Consider the following 19485-nt stretch of genomic DNA (forward strand, 5'->3'; position numbering starts at 1 on the left):
TTTGCTCTTTGATTTTCATTGAGTATAAAAGAAAATAAAAAGAAGTTGAGATTTCTCAACTTCTTTTGTTGCTTAATGTGATACGCGGCGGCGAGCTGCTTTTTTGCGGTTTTCTTCGATGAAAGCTGCTTTTTGCTCTTCTGGCTCAATCACTTTCTTTTTAATTGCGTATACTGCACCTGCAACGGCAGCGACAGTTCCTGCGACACCTGTTACAAGACCTTTAGCGAATCCTTTAGCCATGAGTCTTCCTCCTTTATCTTCCCGATCAGCCAGGCTCCTCAAGTGGTAGCATTTTTCTGACTGACCTTTTTGTGATATAATAATAGTAACGAAAAAATGGAAATTTTTCAAGGAAAAAAGATGAAAACAAAAATAATTGTGATTGTTGGACCGACTGCTGTTGGGAAAACAGCCCTTGCTATTGAAGTGGCCAAGCGCTTTGGTGGAGAGGTGGTCAGTGGTGACAGTCAGCAAGTATACAGAGGATTGGATATTGGGACGGCCAAGGCTAGCCCAGAGGAGCAAGCTTCTGTTCCTCATCATTTGATTGATGTCAGAGAGGTGACCGAGTCTTACTCGGCTTTTGATTTTGTTTCAGAAGCTAAGAAGGCTATTGAGGATATTCAAAGCCGTGGCAAGCTTGCTATTATCGCTGGTGGGACTGGGCTTTATATCCAGAGCTTGTTAGAAGGCTACCATCTAGGTGGGGAAACACCTCATGAGGAGATTTTGGCCTATCGGGCTAGTTTGGAGCCTTATTCAGATGAGGAATTAGCCCATCTTGTGGAGCAAGCAGGTCTTGCAATTCCCCAGTTTAACCGTCGTCGTGCTATGCGTGCCTTGGAAATCGTCCATTTTGGTCAGGATTTGGAAAATCAGGAAAGTCCTTATGAACCTTTGATTATCTGCTTGGATGATGAACGCAGTCAGCTTTATGAACGTATCAATCGCCGAGTAGATCTGATGTTTGAGGCTGGGCTTTTGGATGAGGCCAAGTGGCTCTTTGAGCACTATCCAGATGCGCAGGCAGCCAAAGGCATTGGTTACAAGGAACTCTTTCCTTATTTCCGTGGGGAGCAAACTCTTGAGAAAGCAAGCGATAGTCTCAAACAGGCGACCCGTCGTTTTGCTAAGCGTCAGCTGACCTGGTTCCGTAATCGCATGCAGGTGACCTTTTATCAGATAGGAGAGCCTGGAGTTCAAAACCGCATTTTAAGCCAGATTGAGGAGTTTTTAGATGATTGAAACGGAGAAAAAAGAGGAACGAGTCCTACTCATCGGTGTGGAATTGCAGGGCATGGACAATTTTGACCTCTCCATGGAAGAATTGGCCAGTCTGGCTAAGACAGCTGGGGCAGTCGTTGTAGATAGCTACAGGCAAAAACGGGAAAAGTATGACTCCAAGACCTTCGTTGGTTCTGGTAAGTTGGAAGAGATTGCGCGGATGGTGGATGCAGAAGAAATTACTACTGTCATCGTCAATAATCGCTTGACTCCACGGCAAAATGTCAATCTAGAAGAAATTCTCGGTGTCAAGGTCATTGACCGTATGCAGTTGATTCTGGATATCTTTGCCATGCGGGCTCGAAGCCATGAAGGAAAACTCCAAGTTCATTTGGCCCAGCTCAAGTATCTCTTGCCTCGCTTGGTTGGTCAGGGGATTATGCTCAGCCGTCAGGCGGGGGGAATTGGTTCCCGTGGACCTGGTGAAAGTCAGCTGGAACTGAACCGTCGTAGTGTTCGTAATCAAATCACAGATATCGAGCGCCAGCTCAAGGTGGTTGAGAAAAATCGGGCGACAGTCAGAGAAAAACGCTTGGAGTCAAGTACCTTTAAGATTGGTTTGATTGGTTACACCAATGCTGGGAAATCAACCATCATGAACACCTTGACCAGTAAGATCCAGTACGAAGCAGACGAGCTATTTGCGACTCTGGATGCGACGACAAAGAGCATCCATCTAGGGGGCAATCTTCAGGTTACCTTGACTGATACGGTTGGCTTTATCCAAGATTTGCCAACAGAATTGGTGTCCAGTTTTAAGTCGACTTTGGAAGAAAGCAAGCATGTGGACCTTCTGGTTCATGTCATTGATGCCAGCAATCCTTATCACGAGGAGCATGAAAAAACGGTTCTTTCTATCATGAAAGACTTGGATATGGAGGATATTCCTTGCCTGACCCTTTACAATAAAGCGGATTTGGTAGAGGATTTCACGCCTACTCAAACGCCTTATGCCCTAATTTCTGCTAAGTCTGAGGATAGTCGTGAGAACTTGCAAGCATTGTTTTTGGAGAAGCTCAAGGATATTTTTGAAGTCTTTACCCTACGCGTGCCTTTTTCAAAATCCTACAAGATACATGATCTAGAAAGTGTAGCGATTCTGGAAGAGCGCGACTATCAAGATGACGGTGAAGTGATTACAGGCTACATTTCCGAGAAAAATAAATGGAGGTTAGAGGAATTTTATGACTGATATTAAAACCTTGGCTCTAAAGTATGGGGGCTATACAAGTCTGGATAGGGTCTATCTAGATCAGCTTCTAGCTGGCAAAACAGAGCAAGAGCAGTTGGCTCTCATCACACCTCCTCCGAGTGTCGTTAATGCCTACTTTGCAGAACTCTACCAGAAAAAGAGTCCTGAAGCTGCGACGGATTATTTTGCAGAACTCAGTCATGAACTGAACCTCTACAATGCTGGGCCAAGTTTCACCTTTGAAAATAAGCCTTTTATTCGTCTTAATTTATCTGGCAAATCTTTTGGATTTTGCTATGAGAGTAAGGGCCTGGGGCGAATCTTCTCTGAAAATGAAGAGGTAATCTCGGATGACTTGCTCTTTGAGATTGCGCAAATTTTCCCCCATCAACTCGTCTTTGAAGAGTCTGGTAATATTTACATGAAGGCTGTCGGAGATGAAGAAGTTGTTAGTGTGGAGAATCTCACAGCATTGACAGACTTGGAAAGTTTTGCTGATGGTCGCAAACGTCTCAAGGGCTACAGCCAAGAGGATTTATTGCAAGAAGCTGTTGCTTTTTCTGGCAGTCGCTATTTCCGATCGGAAAATCGCACAGCTATGTTATATATTGATTAATTAGAAAGTATCGAATGGATATTCAATTTTTAGGAACAGGGGCCGGTCAGCCCTCTAAAGCTCGCAACGTTTCAAGTCTAGCATTGAAACTCTTGGACGAGATTAACGAAGTCTGGCTCTTTGACTGTGGAGAAGGAATGCAAAATCGTATTCTGGAAACCACAATTCGACCACGTAAGGTCAGCAAAATCTTTATCACTCACTTGCACGGAGATCACATCTTTGGATTGCCAGGATTTCTCTCTAGCCGTGCTTTTCAGGCTAATGAGGAGCAGACAGATTTGGACATTTATGGACCACAAGGGATCAAGTCATTTGTCTTAACCAGTCTACGTGTGTCGGGTTCTCGTCTGCCTTATCGCATTCATTTTCATGAGTTTGACCAAGATTCTCTAGGGAAAATCCTTGAGACCGATAAATTCACGGTGTATGCAGAGGAGCTGGACCACACTATTTTCTGTGTTGGCTATCGTGTCATGCAAAAGGACTTAGAAGGTACCTTGGATGCTGAAAGACTTAAGGCTGCTGGTGTTCCATTTGGCCCGCTTTTTGGAAAAATCAAAAACGGTCAGGACGTTGTTCTAGAAGACGGAACTGAAATCAAGGCAGCAGACTATATCTCAGCACCACGACCTGGTAAGATTATTACTATTCTGGGTGACACCCGAAAAGCTAATGCCAGTGTGCGTCTAGCTGTTAACGCTGATGTCCTTGTCCATGAGTCGACTTATGGCAAGGGAGATGAAAAAATTGCCCGCAACCACGGTCACTCAACCAATATGCAGGCAGCACAAGTAGCAGCAGAAGCCGGTGCTAAACGCCTCTTGCTCAATCATATCAGTGCTCGTTTCCTCTCAAAAGATATCAGTCAGCTCAAGAAAGATGCGGCAACTGTTTTTGAAAATGTCCATGTGGTCAAAGACTTGGAAGAAGTGGAAATTTAGAAGATTGAGAAAGGATAAGTATGCGCACCATCATCATCACTGGAGCAAGCGGTGGCTTAGCCCAAGAAATGGTCAAACTCTTGCCAAATGACCAACTCATCTTGCTAGGTAGAAACAAGGAAAAACTAGCCCAACTATATGGAAATCATCCTCATGTGGAATTAATTGAAATCGATATTACTGATGACTCAGCCCTGGAAGCACTAGTAGCTGACCTCTATCTCCGTTATGGCAAGATTGATGTCTTGATTAACAATGCTGGCTATGGAATTTTTGAAGATTTCAACAAGATCTCTGATCAAGACATTCACCAGATGTTTGAGGTCAATACCTTTGCCCTGATGAATCTGTCTCGTCGCTTTGCGGAGCGCATGAAGGAAAGTCGAAAAGGTCATATCATCAATATCGTCAGCATGGCAGGATTGATAGCGACTGGCAAGTCTAGTCTATATTCTGCGACCAAGTTTGCGGCCATTGGTTTTTCAAATGCTCTTCGCCTTGAGCTCATGCCCTATGGTGTCTATGTGACAACTGTTAATCCAGGACCTATCCGTACAGGATTTTTTGACCAGGCAGACCCAGATGGGACCTACCTCAAATCGGTCGACCGTTTTCTATTGGAACCAGATGCTGTCGCGCAAAAGATTGTTAAGACCATAGGCAAAAATAAACGTGAAATCAATCTTCCGCTCTTACTGAATCTAGCCCATAAGTTTTATACCCTCTTTCCCAAGTTAGCAGATAAGTTGGCTGGGGAAACCTTTAATTATAAGTGAAAAGGCTGTTCCCTTGAGGAATGGCTTTTTATTTTTTTCGGTTGCTAATTTGTAGAAAAATACCACATGATAAACAGGCAGTTTATAACGATTAAGCCCATTTAAGGTATAAATAGAGATAAGAAAGCAGAAAAGAGAGGATAAACTTCGAGTCTAACATAACTGAAAGTATATCTATAGCCGAAGCTTATGAAGTCAAGATAAAATAGGATTAAAAGAACTTGCCCTTTGTCAGATTGATTAGACTGTAAATTGGAGTTAGGAATATTCTTAGAATAGATGAAGAAAATAAAAAAAGTAAAAATGTTAAAATATCTTGACATTTTATCGATTTAGAGTATAATAAGAAATGTAAAGAGCTCTTGACATTATTACAAAAATTTGGAGGAACAAAGCCATGAAAAAGATGGATGAAATGGACAGAGATATTCAGTTGCGTTCTGAGGAGTGGGGCTATAAAACAGCGCTTTTGGGTTTATGTGCATGGACAGGATTTAATATCTATCAAGCACTTGTTGTTGGTGGCAAACTTGAAATGCTTCCTTGCTTAATTTTGATCTTATCTGTAAGTGTGCAAGGATTTGCTCAAACCGCAATAAAACGCAATATGATTGCTGGTGATGAAGAGTATAAAGAACCAAATAAACTTGTTCAAGGAGTCATTCTAGCAGTTGTCACTGTTATCGTAGTATTGGCTGTTGGCGTTTATTTTTTTCAGAAAGACTAATGCTGTATGAAAAATAACATCAAACAGTTAAGAAAGTCTGAGGGACTACGTCAGGAAGATATGGCAAGAATATTAGGCGTTAGTCGACAAACCATAATTGCTATAGAGAATGACAAGTACAATCCTACACTTGAACTAGCAATGAAAATTGCAAGGTTGCTACGACTACATGTTGAAGAAATTTTCATTTTAGAAGATTAAAGATATCAGATAGCTTTTATTTTAATCATCTGATTCGTAATGATGAGAGAGTTTTTCAGTTCATGGAAACTCTCTTTTTAAAGCTCAAAAAGAGTCTACTCAATTTTACCCTTGTCCATCTTATATATCTATCGTAAAACTGGTATAAAATTTGCAAATAAACAGCTAAAATAGTATACTAGTTCTGTTAATTATGAAAACGTTTGCGTTTTTGTTGATGATAGATTATTTAGGAGACAAATGATGGAATTAACAGCTATTTATCATAGACCAGAATCAGAGTATGCATATCTTTACAAGGAAGATCAGCTACATATCCGAATTAGAACCAAGATAAATGATGTCCAGAAGGTTATCTTACACTATGGAGATCCCTTTATTTTCATTGAGGATAAGTATGAAGCCAAGAAAGAAATGACCAAAGTAACCTCAGATGCCCTATTTGACTATTGGCAGATTACAGTCTCGGTTGATTTTTTACGCATTCAGTATCTCTTTGAACTCCTTGATAAAGAGGGTAAGGGTATTTTTATGTAGATAAGGAACATACTCAAGAAAACTTGGATGCTGAAGGAAATGGCTTTAAACTTCCTTATGTTCACGAAATTGATGGATGTCAGGTTCCTAGTTGGGTTTCAAATACCGTGTGGTATCAGATTTTCCCAGAACGCTTTGCTAATGGAAATCCTCATTTGACGTCAGATGGGAGCTACCTCAAGTCTGTTGACCGATTTCTCTTAGAACCAGATGTAGTCGCTAGAAAAATTGTCAAAATCATAGGAAAAAACAAACGGGAACTCAATCTCCCAGTTTTGTTGAATCTAGCCCATAAGTTTTATACCCTCTTTCCCAAGCTGGCCGATAAGTTGGCAGGGGGAATCTTTAATTATAAGTAAAAGGAGTTCCTTACAAAAGGAACTTTTTTATAATACTGAACTGAGTGTCAAAAATTTGTTTGTTTTTGTTCTAAATCTACATTCATTTTTTTCGAATCTTCTACAAATTTTAGAAAAAACAATCAAAAATATGATTTTTTGTGTTTAGGGTATTGAAATTTCCTATATTATTTTATAAAATAAGGGTAAAAGGCTATGAAAAAGTAATGTGCTTACAAATAAATGGAAGCGGTTACTAAAGGAGGGTTTTATGGAAAAAGGCCATTGGAATCGTAAAAGAGTCTACAGCATTCGTAAGTTTGCCGTAGGCGCTTGCTCTGTCATGATTGGAACCTGTGCGGTTCTATTTGGAGGAAGTGTCATTGGAGAATCACCAGTTTTCGCGGATGAAACTCCAATTACTCACACTGTGGAACAAGCAAAAGAGGAAAGTCCGGCAGTGGAGGAAAAAGAAGATCAAACTGTAGCAGAGCACAAGGATGCTGCAAGTGTCGATCAAAGTCAAGCCACTCCAATTGAAGCAAGCAAACCCGAGAAGAAAGAAGAGGAACCTGTAGCTCCAAAAGAGGAGAAAGCATCTCTAAAACCTGAAGAAACTGCTCCAAAGGTAGAATCTCAAGCTTCAAGTCAAGAAAAGCCTGTCAAGGAAGATTTGAAAGCTGCGACAAATGAAGAAGTGAATCAAATGATTGAAGATAGAAAAGTGAATTTTAATCAAAATTGGCACTTTAAACTCAATGCGAATCCTAAAGAAGCTGTGAAATCAGATGCAGACGTATCAACATGGCAAAAATTGGATCTCCCACACGACTGGAGTATCTTTAACGATTTTGACCATCAGTCACCTGCCCAAAACGAGGGTGGACAGCTCAATGGTGGTGAAGCTTGGTATCGCAAGACCTTTAAACTTGATGAAAAAGATCTCAAGAAAAATGTTCGTGTCACCTTTGATGGTGTCTACATGGATTCTCAAGTCTATGTCAATGGCCAGTTAGTGGGGCATTATCCAAATGGTTATAACCAGTTCTCATACGATATCACCAAATACCTTCACAAAGATGGTCGTGAGAATGTGATTGCTGTCCATGCGGTTAACAAACAGCCAAGTAGCCGTTGGTACTCAGGTAGTGGTATCTACCGTGATGTGACCTTGCAAGTGACAGATAAGGTTCATGTTGAGAAAAATGGAACAACTATCTTAACACCAAAACTTGAACAACAGCAACATGGCAAGGTTGAAACTCATGTAGCCAGCAAAATTGTTAATACAGATGATAAAGACCATGAATTGGTAGCAGAGTATCAGATTGTTGAACGTGGTGGTCAGGCTGTAACAGGTTTGGTTCGTACAGCGAGCCGTACCTTGAAAGCACATGAGTCAACAAGTCTTGATGCGATTCTAGAAGTTGAACAACCAAAACTCTGGACCGTTTTAAATGACAAACCTGCCTTGTATGAACTGGTTACGCGTGTTTACCGTGATGGTCAATTAGTCGATGCTAAGAAAGATTTGTTTGGTTACCGTTACTATCATTGGACTCCAAATGAAGGTTTCTCTTTGAATGGTGAACGAATTAAATTCCATGGTGTTTCCTTGCACCATGACCACGGAGCGCTTGGAGCAGAAGAAAATTATAAAGCAGAATACCGTCGTCTCAAACAAATGAAGGAGATGGGCGTTAACGCCATCCGTACAACTCATAACCCTGCAAGTCCACAGACCTTGCAAATCGCAGCAGAACTTGGTTTGCTCGTTCAGGAAGAGGCCTTTGATACTTGGTATGGTGGTAAGAAACCTTATGACTACGGACGTTTCTTTGAAAAAGACGCTACTCACCCAGAAGCTAGAAAAGGTGAAAAATGGTCTGACTATGATCTTCGTACCATGGTCGAAAGAGATAAAAACAACCCAGCTGTCTTCATGTGGTCTATCGGAAACGAAATCGGTGAAGCCAATGGTAATGCTCACTCTCTTGCAACGGTTAAACGCTTAGTAAAAGTGATTAAAGATGTTGATACTACACGTTATGTTACCATGGGAGCAGATAAGTTCCGCTTTGGTGATGGTAGCGGTGATCATGAGAAAATTGCTAATGAACTGGATGCAGTTGGTTTCAACTATTCAGAAGACAACTACAAGAAACTTCGTGCGAAACATCCAAACTGGTTGATTTATGGTTCAGAAACATCTTCAGCAACCCGTACACGCGGTAGCTATTATCGTCCTGAACAGGAATTGAAACATAGTAACGGACCTGAGCGTCATTACGAACAGTCTGACTATGGTAATGACCGAGTTGGCTGGGGTAAAACGGCAACAGATTCATGGACGTTTGACCGTGACAACGCTGGCTATGCTGGACAGTTTATCTGGACAGGTACGGACTATATCGGTGAACCTACACCATGGCACAACCAAAACCAAACTCCCGTTAAGAGCTCTTACTTTGGTATCGTAGATACAGCCGGTATTCCAAAAAATGACTTTTATCTCTACCAAAGCCAATGGGTTTCTGCCAAGAAGAAACCGATGGTACACCTTCTTCCTCACTGGAACTGGGAGAATAGAGACTTGGCCTCTAAAGTAGAAGATGCACAAGGAAAGATTCCAGTTCGCGCTTACTCTAATGCTGCAAGTGTTGAATTGTTCTTGAACGGTCAATCTCTCGGTGTTAAAAAGTTCAACAAAAAACAAACTAGTGATGGTCGTACCTACCAAGAAGGTGCCAATGCTAAGGAACTCTATCTTGAGTGGAAGGTTGCTTACCAACCAGGTACCTTAGAAGCAGTAGCTCGTGATGAAGCTGGTAAAGAAATTGCACGTGACAAGATTACCACTGCAGGTCAACCTGCAGGTGTTCGTCTCATCAAGGAAGAACACGCAATCGCTGCAGATGGAAAAGACTTGACTTACATCTACTATGAAATCGTAGACAGCCAAGGAAATGTGGTACCAACTGCCAATAATTTGGTTCGTTTCCAATTGCATGGACAAGGTCAACTGGTTGGTGTTGATAATGGGGAACAAGCCAGCCGTGAACGCTACAAGGCACAACCTGATGGTTCTTGGATCCGCAGAGCCTTTAACGGTAAAGGGGTTGCCATTGTTAAATCAACTGAGCAAGCAGGTAAATTCACCCTTACTGCCCACTCTGATCTCTTGAAATCGGACCAAGTCACTGTCTTTACAGGTAAGAAAGAAGGACAAGAAAAAACTGTTTTAGGTACAGAAGTACCAAAAGTACGTACTGTTATTGAGAAAGAGCCAAAAATGCCGAAGACAGTCGGTTTTATCTACAGTGATGGCAGTCGTGAAAAACGTCCAGTCACTTGGTCTTCAGTTGATGTGAGCCAAGCAGGAGTTGTGACTGTTAAAGGTATGGCAGACGGACGCGAAGTTGAGGCCCGTGTCGAAATTCTAGCAATCGCAAATGAGCTTCCAACTGTTAAGCGTGTTGCTCCAGGAACAGACTTGAGCGCTGTTGACAAATACGTTTCTATTGCTGTTACGGATGGAAGCGTACAAGAATACGAAGTTGATAAGTGGGAGATTTCGGAAGCAGATAAAGCTAAACTGTCAGTTGCAGGATCACGTATTCAAATGACTGGTCAACTGGGTGGTGAGACTATTCACGCTACCCTTGTAGTAGAAGAAGGTAATCCTGTGGCACCTGCAGTACCAACTGTAACGGTTGGTGGCGAATCTGTCACTGGTCTTACTACTCAAAATCCAATGCAATATCGAATTCTTGCTTACGGTGCATCCTTGCCAGAAGTTGTAGCAAGTGCTGAAAATGCGGATGTTACTGTAGTCCAAGCAAGTGCAGCAAACGGCATGCGTGCAAGCATCTATGTTCAACCAAAAGATGGTGGACCTCTTCAAACCTATGCAATTCAATTCCTTGAAGAAGCACCAAAAATTGACCACTTGAACTTACAAGTAGAGCAAGCTGACGGTCTTAAAGAAGACCAAACAGTGAAATTGTCTGTACTCGCTCACTATCAAGACGGAACACAAGCAGTTTTACCAGCTGATAAAGTAAACTTCTCTACAAGTGGTGAAGGGGAAGTCGCGGTTCGTAAAGGAATGCTTGAGTTACATAAGCCAGGAGCAGTCACTCTGAAAGCGGAATATGAGGGAGCTAAAGGCCAAGTTGAACTCACTATCCAAGCCAATACTGAGACGAAGGTTGCGCAATCTATCCGTCCAGTAAATGTAGTGACAGACTTGCATCAAGAACCTACTCTTCCAACAACAGTAACGGTTGAGTATGACAAAGGTTTCCCTAAAACTCATAAAGTCACTTGGCAAGCCATTCCAAAAGAAAAACTCGATCACTATCAAACCTTTGAAGTTCTAGGTGAAGTTGAAGGTCTGGATCTTGAAGCGCGTGCAAAAGTCTCTGTAGAAGGTATTGTTTCGGTTGAAGAAGTTAGTGTGACAACACCAATTGCAGAAGCGCCACAATTACCAGAAAGTGTTCGTACCTACGATTCAAATGGCCACGTTTCATCAGCTAAGGTTACTTGGGACGCGATTCGTCCAGACCAATACGCCAAGGAAGGTGTCTTTACAGTTAATGGTCGCCTAGAAGGTACGCAATTAACAACTAAACTTCATGTTCGCGTATCTGCTCAAACTGAGAAGGGAGCAAATATTTCTGACCAATGGACCGGTTCAGAATTGCCACTTGCCTTTGCTTCAGACTCAAATCCAACTGATCCTGTTTCAAACGTCAACGATAAATTGATTTCCTTTAATGACCGCCCAGCTAACCGTTGGACAAACTGGAACCGTACTAATCCAGAAGCTTCAGTTGGTGTCCTATTCGGAGACTCAGGTATTTTGAGCAAACGTTCAGTTGATAATCTAAGTGTCGGATTCCACGAAGACCACGGAGTTGGTGTACCGAAGTCTTATGTGATTGAATATTATGTCGGTAAGACCGTTCCAACAGCCCCTAAAAACCCTAGCTTTGTAGGTGAGGAAAACCATGCCTTTAATGATCCTGCAAACTGGAAAGAGGTAAGCAATCTCAAAGCACCAGCTCAATTAAAAGCTGGAGAAATGAATCATTTCAGCTTTGATAAAGTTGAGACCTATGCGGTTCGCATTCGTATGGTTCGACTTGATAGCAAGAAAGGAACGTCTATCACAGAAGTACAAATTTTTGCGAAACAAGTTGCGGCAGCTAAACAAGGACAAACAAGAATCCAAGTTGACGGTAAAGACTTAGCAAACTTTAACCCAGATTTGACAGACTACTACCTTGAGTCTGTAGATGGAAAAGTTCCTGCAGTAACAGCAAGTGTTAGCAACAATGGTCTCGCCACCGTCGTTCCAAGTGTTCGTGAAGGTGAGCCAGTTCGTGTTATCGCGAAGGCTGAAAATGGTGATATCCTAGGAGAATACCGTCTACACTTTACAAGCAATAAAGACTTGCTCTCTCGTAAACCAGTTGCCGCGGTCAAACAAGCTCGCTTGCTACAAGTAGGGCAACCGCTTGAATTGCCAACTAAGGTTCCTGTTTATTTCACAGGTAAAGACGATTACGAAACAAAAGACTTGGCAGTAGAATGGGAAGAAGTTCCAGCAGAAAAGCTGACAAAAGCAGGTCAATTTACCGTTCGAGGTCGTGTCCTTGGTAGTGATCTTGTTGCTGAGTTCACTGTACGAGTGACAGACAAACTTGGCGAAGCTCTTTCAAATAACCCAGAGTATGATGAAAATAGTAACCGCGCCTTTGCTTCAGCCACTAACGACATTGATAGAAACTCCCATGACCGTGTGGACTATCTCAATGACGGAAATCATTCAGAAAATCGTCGTTGGACAAACTGGTCTCCAACACCATCTTCTAATCCAGAAGTATCAGCAGGTGTGATCTTCCGTGAAAATGGTAAGATTGTAGAACGGACTGTAGCGCAAGCCAAACTTCACTTCTTTGCAGATAGTGGTACAGATGCACCATCTAAACTCGTTTTGGAACGCTATATTGGCCCAGATTTTGAAGTGCCTACCTACTATTCAAACTACCAAGCCTACGATGCAGCTCATCCATTTAACAATCCAGAAAACTGGGAAGCTGTGCCTTATCGTGCGGACAAAGACATTGCAGCTGGTGATGAAATCAACGTAACATTTAAAGCTGTCAAAGCCAAAGCCATGAGATGGCGTATGGAGCGTAAAGCTGACAAGAGCGGTGTTGCGATGATTGAGATGACCTTCCTTGCACCGAGTGAATTGCCTCAAGAAAGTACCCAATCAAAAATTCTTGTAGATGGAAAAGAGCTTCCTGGCTTCGCTGAAGATCGTCAAGACTACCAAATCACCTATAAAGGTCAACGTCCAAAAGTCTCAGTCGAAGAAAGCAATCAAGTAGCTTCAACAGTTGTAGATAGCGGAGACGATAGCCTTCCAGTACTTGTTCGTCTTGTTTCAGAAAGTGGAAAACAAGTCAAGGAATACCGTATCCAGTTGACTAAGGAAAAACCAGTTTCTGAGAAGACTGTTGCTGCTGTACAAGAAGAACTTCCAAAACTCGAATTTGTTGAAAACGATTTGGCCTACAAGACAGTTGAGAAAAAGGATTCAACGCTGTATCTAGGAGAAACTCGTGTAGAACAAGAAGGAAAAGTTGGTAAGGAACGGATCTTCACAGTGGTTAATCCTAGTGGAAGTAAGGAAGAAAAACTCCGTGAAGTGGTAGAGGCTCCGACAGACCGCATCGTCTTGGTCGGAACAAAACCAGGAACCTCTCTTCCAGAAGACGAAGTGAAGAACCTTGTCCTCGACAGACCCGAACTTATAGTCGAAGAAGAAACCATCGACTTCAAGGTTCAGGAGCGTAAGTCTGATAAGTTGTATCTAGGAGAAACTCGTGTCCTACAACAAGGTCAAAAAGGTATTCGTCTTCACTTGATTGAAGTAGAAAATGGAAAACGTCAGCTTAAAGAAACTTACGATAAAGTCGCTGCTCAAGATCGTATAGTAGAAGTTGGCACTAAACCAGGAACTTCTCTTCCAGAAGATGAAGTGAAGAACCTAGTCCTTAACAGACCAGAACTTGTAATCGAAGAAGAAACAATTGATTTCAAGGTTCAGGAACAAAAGAATGATCAGCTTCCAGTAGGTCAAATTCGTGTTCTCCAAGAAGGTCAAAAAGGTATCCGTGTTCACTTAATCGAAGTTGAAAATGGCAAGCGAACTGAAAAAGAAAGCTATGATAAAGTCATGGCTCAAGATCGCATTGTAGAAGTAGGTACGGCTAGTGAAACAACTAAACCAGTACCTCAAGAATCTACAAAACCACAAGTATCAGAAAAAGCAGATACAAAAGAAATTGCTTCAAGTAAAGCTAATCAAGCTCAAAAAGAGCAGTTACCAAATACAGGAAGTGCAACAAGCCAAGCAGCTCTAGCAGCAGGCCTAGCTCTTCTCGGTTTGGGGGCAGGATTAGTCGCCACTAAAGGCAAAAAAGAAGACTAGAATGAATCAGTATTTCTTCTAATTGTATCTCAGAAAGACCAGGGAAACCTGGTCTTTTTGTATTCAATTCAAGACAAATAAAAATTCCAAATTTATATTAATTTCAGAAAGAATGTTGGGTATTATACAATTTTATTTGATTAACAATTATATAAAGTAGTCGGAATAAAAATTAAGATAATTCAAACTTATAAATAAATGCAATGTTTTCATATGTTAATTTTAAGTGCTTCTTATAAATGTAAGCTAGTTTTGTAGGCGTTCTGTCTCTTGAGAGAAAGCTTTATGTTGATAAAATAAAAATATAAGTTAAAATTTTACACAGTGTCAATATTTTATAAAGGGTAATAACCTTATATTATTACAAAAAAAGTTAATTTTGTTTTATAATAAAATTAAAGGAGGTTTCTATATTAAAAACAGAACCAATATGATAAATAATTGCAATTGCATACTGTAAGAACGTCTGTAAATGTGATGTAGTTTCATCAATGCGCCTCATCCATTTTAATGAATTTGAAAGGAGATGTTGTTGAGTTTTAACAATCATAGTTGGTCGTTTTATGTTTTCGGTTATTTAGAAAGGAAGAAAATGAAGAACAAGAAATTTTGGTTATCCATCCTAACTTCTCTGGCATGTGTTCTAGGGATAATCCTTGCTCCCAATTCAGCAGAAGCGAAGGAGCTAAAGAATGTTATCAGTAATATCGGAATTTGGGAAGTTGATAATGGTAAATTTATAAGTCCGGATGAAAATGGAATTTATAACCTTTCTCCAGAACACCATGACTACTCAAACTATAAGTTCTCTGTGGATTATGATTTGAGTGCCTATGATGGCAAATTGGAGGACGGTGACACCTTTACATTTACAGTCCCAAGTCCGTTAACCGTCAGAAATGAGAGTTTTGACTTGAAAGACAAAGAAACAGATCTCGTTATCGGGGAAACTCAAATTGTATCAAATGGGGATAATAATGGTGGTAAGGTAACTATTACATTAAAGAATCTGAAAGCTTACCTTGAGAAAAAAGGTGGCTATCAAGTTCAAAATGTCAAAGGGACATTCTTTGTTGGTTTTAGTTCTAAAAATGAACTAAGCAATGAGACGCTTCGATTTGATAAAACGGAAACTATAAATGAAATTACACACCAGATTAAGGTAAAAAGAGGAGAAGCATCTGATTATTCTGAAGGTATTGGACGTGCGAATTTTAGTAAGTATCATGGTCTGATTTACAAAGAGGATTGGACATCTAGTGCTCTAAATAAGAGTGGACAATATTTACACAGTTGGTATGTCCGAGCCAATCCTAAACAAGCTGCCTATAACAAAATTGAAATTCATGACTGGGTTGATCCAAATGCCTCACCGATGCAGATGATTCCAGAAACATTTAAAGTTACGGCAGGTTGGTACGATAAATCTTATTACTTTAAAGATGAGGTGGTCTTAGAAGCTGGTAAAGATTACCAAGTTAGTTGGAATGAGTCATATACCGATTTTACTTTAACAATTAACAATGCTTCTTCAATTGTTGCTAAGAACGGGAAACCCGCAGCATTTCGAATTAATTATAAAACAAGTGCTCCAGCTGATGGAACAAAAGTTCAGAATAATGCTGAAATGAAGGGTGATGACCAGATTCTTACATATGACGACTATAGTAATAAGACAGTCGTTAAGCAAATCGGAAACTCAGTCGTTGCATCTGGTGGTACAATTCAGTTAGAAACTGGTTACCGTATCATTCTTTACAAGGTCGACGAGCTGACTCATGACCGTCTAAAAGGAGCAAAATTCAAGATTACTCCTCCAGTAGGAGCTACGGCTAAAGAGGAAATTGTAACGACAAATGATGACGGAATTGCTGAGTCATCTATTTACTCAGAGAGTGATATCAAGAAGGGGAACTTTACGGTAACCGAGATTGAGGCTCCTGAGGGATATGAGTTGAATCCTACTCCATTTGAGATGACTGTTGGACAAGATGGAGCTATCAAAACAGTTACAAATAAACGTAGCAAAGCTAAAGCAAAGATCAAAGCTAATAAAAAACTTACAGGACGTGAGTTAAAGGCTGAAGAGTTTGAATTCACTTTAACAGACCAAGATGGTAAGGTGAAAGAAACTGTGAAGAATGACAAAGACGGAAACATTGCTTTCTCAGAATTGGAATTTGACAAAGCAGGAACTTATACCTTTAAAATTGCTGAAAAAGCTGGCAGTGATACAAACATCAAGTACGACACTAAAACTGTCACGGCTACAGTTACTGTAGTAGATAAGGGCAAAGGTGCACTTGAAGCAACTGTTTCTTACGATGATGAAAAAGCTTTCGAGAATACTTATACTCCAGCAAAAACTCAAGTTTCTGTTAAGAAAGTATGGAAGGACGAGAACAACCAAGATGGTAAACGCCCATCTTCTGTCACAGTTAAATTGCTTGCAGACGGTCAAGATACTGGTAAGACACTTGAGCTCAATGCCGCAAATGGTTGGGCTGGAAGCTTCAAAGACCTTGATGCTGATAAAGGCGGCACACCTATCCAGTACACGGTAGTAGAAGTAACTGTTGCTGGTTACACTTCTGAAATTACTGGTGATGCTGCATCTGGATTCACCATCACAAATAGCTATTCACCAGAAACAGTTGATGTAAAAGCAACTAAGAACTGGGATGACGCAAACAACCAAGACGGTAAACGTCCAACTAAGATTACAATCAATCTTTTAGCAGATGGTCAGAAACATGATTCGAAAGAAGTTCAAGCAGCCGCAGATGGAACTTGGACTGTCGAATTCACGAAATTAGCAAAATATAAAGATGGCAAAGAAATCAAATACACTGTAACAGAAGAAGCCGTAGCCGAATACGAATCAACTATTACAGACTTTACCATCACAAACAAATATGCTCCTAAAGAAATTGACTACAAGGTAACAAAAGTATGGAACGACTCGAACAACCAAGACGGCAAACGTCCTGAGTCCGTAACGGTTCAACTTTACAAAAAAGTAGGAGATGCTGATCCAGTAGCCGTTGAAGGTAAGAAATTAACCTTGACAGCTAAGGATAAGACAGACGCTAACACTTGGGTAGCATCATTCACAAATCTTCCACAATACGAAGCTGGTAAAGAAATTACTTACTCTATCGATGAAGTAGATGTACCAGCTGGCTATAAAGCCTCTGTAACTGGTCAAGTGGTGACTAACACTCATGACGTAGAAACAGTAGTTCTTTCAGGAACTAAGGTGTGGAAAGATAACAACAACCAAGACGGTAAACGTACAACATCTGTGAAAGTTCAAATTCTTAACGGCGACAAGGTTGTTCAAGAAATTGAAGTTTCAGAAAAAACTGGCTGGAAGTTCGAATCTAAAAAACTTCCTAAGTATGAGAATGGTAAGGAAATCAAGTACACTGTCAAAGAAACTGCTATGACAGAATACAAAGCAACCATCACTACAGACAAGGATGGTAAGTACACCATTACCAACGAACATACTCCAGAAAAAACAGCTGTAAAAGGTCATAAAATCTGGAAAGATGAAGATAACAAAGATGGCATCCGTCCAGCATCTATCACCGTAAAACTTCTTGCAGATGGTAAGGAAACTGGTCAGACAGCTACAGTGTCAGAAACAAGTGGCTGGACTTATGAGTTTACAGGTCTTGATCGTTATCAAGAAGGTAAGGAGATTGCCTACACTGTTGAAGAAGTGAATGTTCCAGATGGTTATACTGCTTCAGTAGAAGGTTACAACATTACAAATACGCACACTCCTGAAAAACCAACACCTGGCAAACCAAATGAACCAGGTAAGCCTAAAAAAGGTGGGGAATTGCCTAATACAGGAAGCGAGTCTAACCAAGTGGCTCTAGTAGCTGGAATCGCCCTACTTGGATTGGGAACAGGATTCTTGGCAAGACGCAAAAAAGAAGATTAAGTTTTTTAAACGGTATCTTTCACGAAATTTTGCAACACAGTTTAAAAGTAGAAACAAGTGTCAATGGAAATTGGCACTTGTTTTTTTGTAACTGACCCTGGTTCTACTACCGGATACAAGTGGATAGTTGCCACTTACTGAAAAGCTATTGTTTTCGCTACGAAATCCTCTATAATAGGTGACAAATAAAAAAGGAGATGTTGCATATGATTGAAACAAGATTACAAGATAAATTGAAGTCAGGTTTGGAGGTGGAAAATTTTCAAAAAGATGGGACTATCTATCTGTCTCTTAATCCAGATTATTTATCTGGAGATAATGCTAAATACATGACCATGTACAACCGTATGGCTCGCTGGTATGATATGAGTGAGAAATGGATAGGACCACTTCTCCACGGCAAGGCAATTGATAAGTTGAGAAAGGATCTGATGGAGGAAATAGAATGGAAGGATAATTTATCTGTTCTTTATGTCTCTATCGGGACTGGCCAAGACCTCCGTTATATTCCTGAGACAATTGACCTGAAAAGTTTAGACTTTGTAGGGGTAGATATTTCTATCAGTATGCTAAAAAAATGCCAGAAATCTTGCGCTAAAAAGACCAATCTGCAACTTTTCCATGCTTGCGCGGAGGATCTCCCCTTTGCGGATAATAGTTTTGACATTGTCTACCATATTGGCGGAATCAATTTTTTCAATGATAAGGCCAAGGCTATGCAGGAAATGCTACGAGTGGCGAAGCCAGGGACTAAGATTTTAATTGCAGATGAGACGGCTGACTATGTGGATCAGCAATATAAGAAAAATCATTTTAGTAAGGATTATTTTAAAGACGCTACTGTTGATTTGAGTGAAATTGAGAATGCTGTTCCAAGTGAAGTTAAGGAAAAGGAAATGAAACTTCTTTGGGATGAAAAATTCTACGCCTTAACATTTAGGAAATAAGAAAAAGTATCTTGGTAGAGCTTAGAAAGTAAGTATGAAGATAAAAACATTCCCTTAGACAGCTGTCTGAGGGAATGTTTTTTATGGGAGCATCATCAATTCGACAATCATAGCTATGTAGATGATTAAGGTAAGGAGAAAACCAGCTCTCCAGAAGAATTTGATGAATTTAGGGTAATAAAAACTTCGTTTTTTGACAAGGAAAAAGACTACAAGGAGGATTGCTAGGAGAGAAAGTGCGACTCCAAGTCGCGGTAGAAAGTTGTGGGTAAAGGCTTTAGCAGTAATCAGGTAGTACTCAAATACCAAAAGTGGAAAAGCTATATCCGCGAAATTAAACCCTATTTTCCTAAGTCCGAAAAGCTTGGTGACAATAAAGCAAACCACCAAGGTTAATATCAATAATAAAATAGATGCTATTTTCATTAAAATCATACCCATATTGTATCATAAAA

Annotated in this window: 12 protein-coding genes and 2 pseudogenes; 12 read left to right on the forward strand and 2 right to left on the reverse strand. The window is 40.6% G+C overall.

Going from position 1 to position 19485, the window contains the following annotated elements:
* Window positions 1–72: 72 nt before the first annotated feature.
* Window positions 73–243, reverse strand: a complete 171-nt coding sequence (locus tag HMPREF2655_RS01850; RefSeq protein ID WP_001051782.1) for a DUF3042 family protein — start codon at window positions 241–243, stop codon at window positions 73–75.
* A 120-nt stretch (window positions 244–363) separates the two neighbouring features.
* Between HMPREF2655_RS01850 and miaA the strand changes: the two genes are divergently transcribed.
* From miaA to HMPREF2655_RS01910, 12 genes and pseudogenes are all read left to right on the forward strand, one after another.
* Window positions 364–1248, forward strand: coding sequence for a tRNA (adenosine(37)-N6)-dimethylallyltransferase MiaA (gene miaA, locus HMPREF2655_RS01855; RefSeq protein ID WP_000850169.1), 885 nt, complete (start codon window positions 364–366; stop codon window positions 1246–1248).
* Window positions 1241–2479, forward strand: coding sequence for a GTPase HflX (hflX, locus tag HMPREF2655_RS01860; RefSeq protein ID WP_000573174.1), 1239 nt, complete (start codon window positions 1241–1243; stop codon window positions 2477–2479). The genes miaA and hflX overlap by 8 nt, the downstream gene beginning before the upstream one ends.
* Window positions 2472–3095 carry a cystathionine beta-lyase gene (locus HMPREF2655_RS01865; protein ID WP_070837344.1) on the forward strand — a complete coding sequence of 208 codons (624 nt, stop codon included), beginning with the start codon at window positions 2472–2474 and terminating at the stop codon, window positions 3093–3095. Before hflX ends, HMPREF2655_RS01865 begins: the two co-directional genes overlap by 8 nt.
* Window positions 3096–3109: 14 nt before the next feature.
* A complete protein-coding gene (gene rnz, locus HMPREF2655_RS01870; protein WP_049549780.1) occupies window positions 3110–4039 on the forward strand; it encodes a ribonuclease Z in 930 nt (309 codons plus the stop codon).
* A 20-nt stretch (window positions 4040–4059) separates the two neighbouring features.
* On the forward strand, window positions 4060–4815 hold the full coding sequence (locus tag HMPREF2655_RS01875) for an SDR family NAD(P)-dependent oxidoreductase (protein ID WP_049549781.1): 756 nt from the start codon (window positions 4060–4062) through the stop codon (window positions 4813–4815).
* Window positions 4816–5212: 397 nt separating this feature from the next.
* Complete coding sequence (locus tag HMPREF2655_RS01880) at window positions 5213–5542, forward strand: hypothetical protein (RefSeq protein ID WP_004252308.1); 330 nt, start codon at window positions 5213–5215, stop codon at window positions 5540–5542.
* A gap of 6 nt (window positions 5543–5548) precedes the next feature.
* Window positions 5549–5743, forward strand: a complete 195-nt coding sequence (locus HMPREF2655_RS01885; protein ID WP_006150191.1) for a helix-turn-helix transcriptional regulator — start codon at window positions 5549–5551, stop codon at window positions 5741–5743.
* A 243-nt stretch (window positions 5744–5986) separates the two neighbouring features.
* Window positions 5987–6453, forward strand: a pseudogene (locus tag HMPREF2655_RS09885) (alpha amylase N-terminal ig-like domain-containing protein); the annotation flags it as partial.
* A pseudogene (locus tag HMPREF2655_RS10320) lies at window positions 6445–6639 on the forward strand (short-chain dehydrogenase); the annotation flags it as partial. The pseudogenes HMPREF2655_RS09885 and HMPREF2655_RS10320, both read left to right, overlap by 9 nt.
* 250 nt (window positions 6640–6889) lie before the next feature.
* Window positions 6890–14128 (forward strand): LPXTG-anchored adhesin/beta-galactosidase BgaA, encoded by a 7239-nt coding sequence (bgaA, locus tag HMPREF2655_RS01900; protein ID WP_070837347.1) that lies wholly within the window; start codon window positions 6890–6892, stop codon window positions 14126–14128.
* Between the two features lie 592 nt (window positions 14129–14720).
* On the forward strand, window positions 14721–18083 hold the full coding sequence (locus HMPREF2655_RS01905) for a Cna B-type domain-containing protein (protein ID WP_070837348.1): 3363 nt from the start codon (window positions 14721–14723) through the stop codon (window positions 18081–18083).
* Between the two features lie 206 nt (window positions 18084–18289).
* A complete protein-coding gene (locus tag HMPREF2655_RS01910) occupies window positions 18290–19030 on the forward strand; it encodes a class I SAM-dependent methyltransferase (RefSeq protein WP_049549785.1) in 741 nt (246 codons plus the stop codon).
* A gap of 81 nt (window positions 19031–19111) precedes the next feature.
* On the opposite strand, the gene HMPREF2655_RS01915 is transcribed toward HMPREF2655_RS01910, so the two are convergent.
* Window positions 19112–19471 (reverse strand): DUF3397 domain-containing protein, encoded by a 360-nt coding sequence (locus tag HMPREF2655_RS01915; protein WP_000525390.1) that lies wholly within the window; start codon window positions 19469–19471, stop codon window positions 19112–19114.
* Window positions 19472–19485 lie beyond the last annotated feature (14 nt).

Source organism: Streptococcus sp. HMSC066F01, assembly GCF_001837335.1.
Taxonomy (GTDB): Bacteria; Bacillota; Bacilli; order Lactobacillales; family Streptococcaceae; genus Streptococcus; species Streptococcus oralis_S.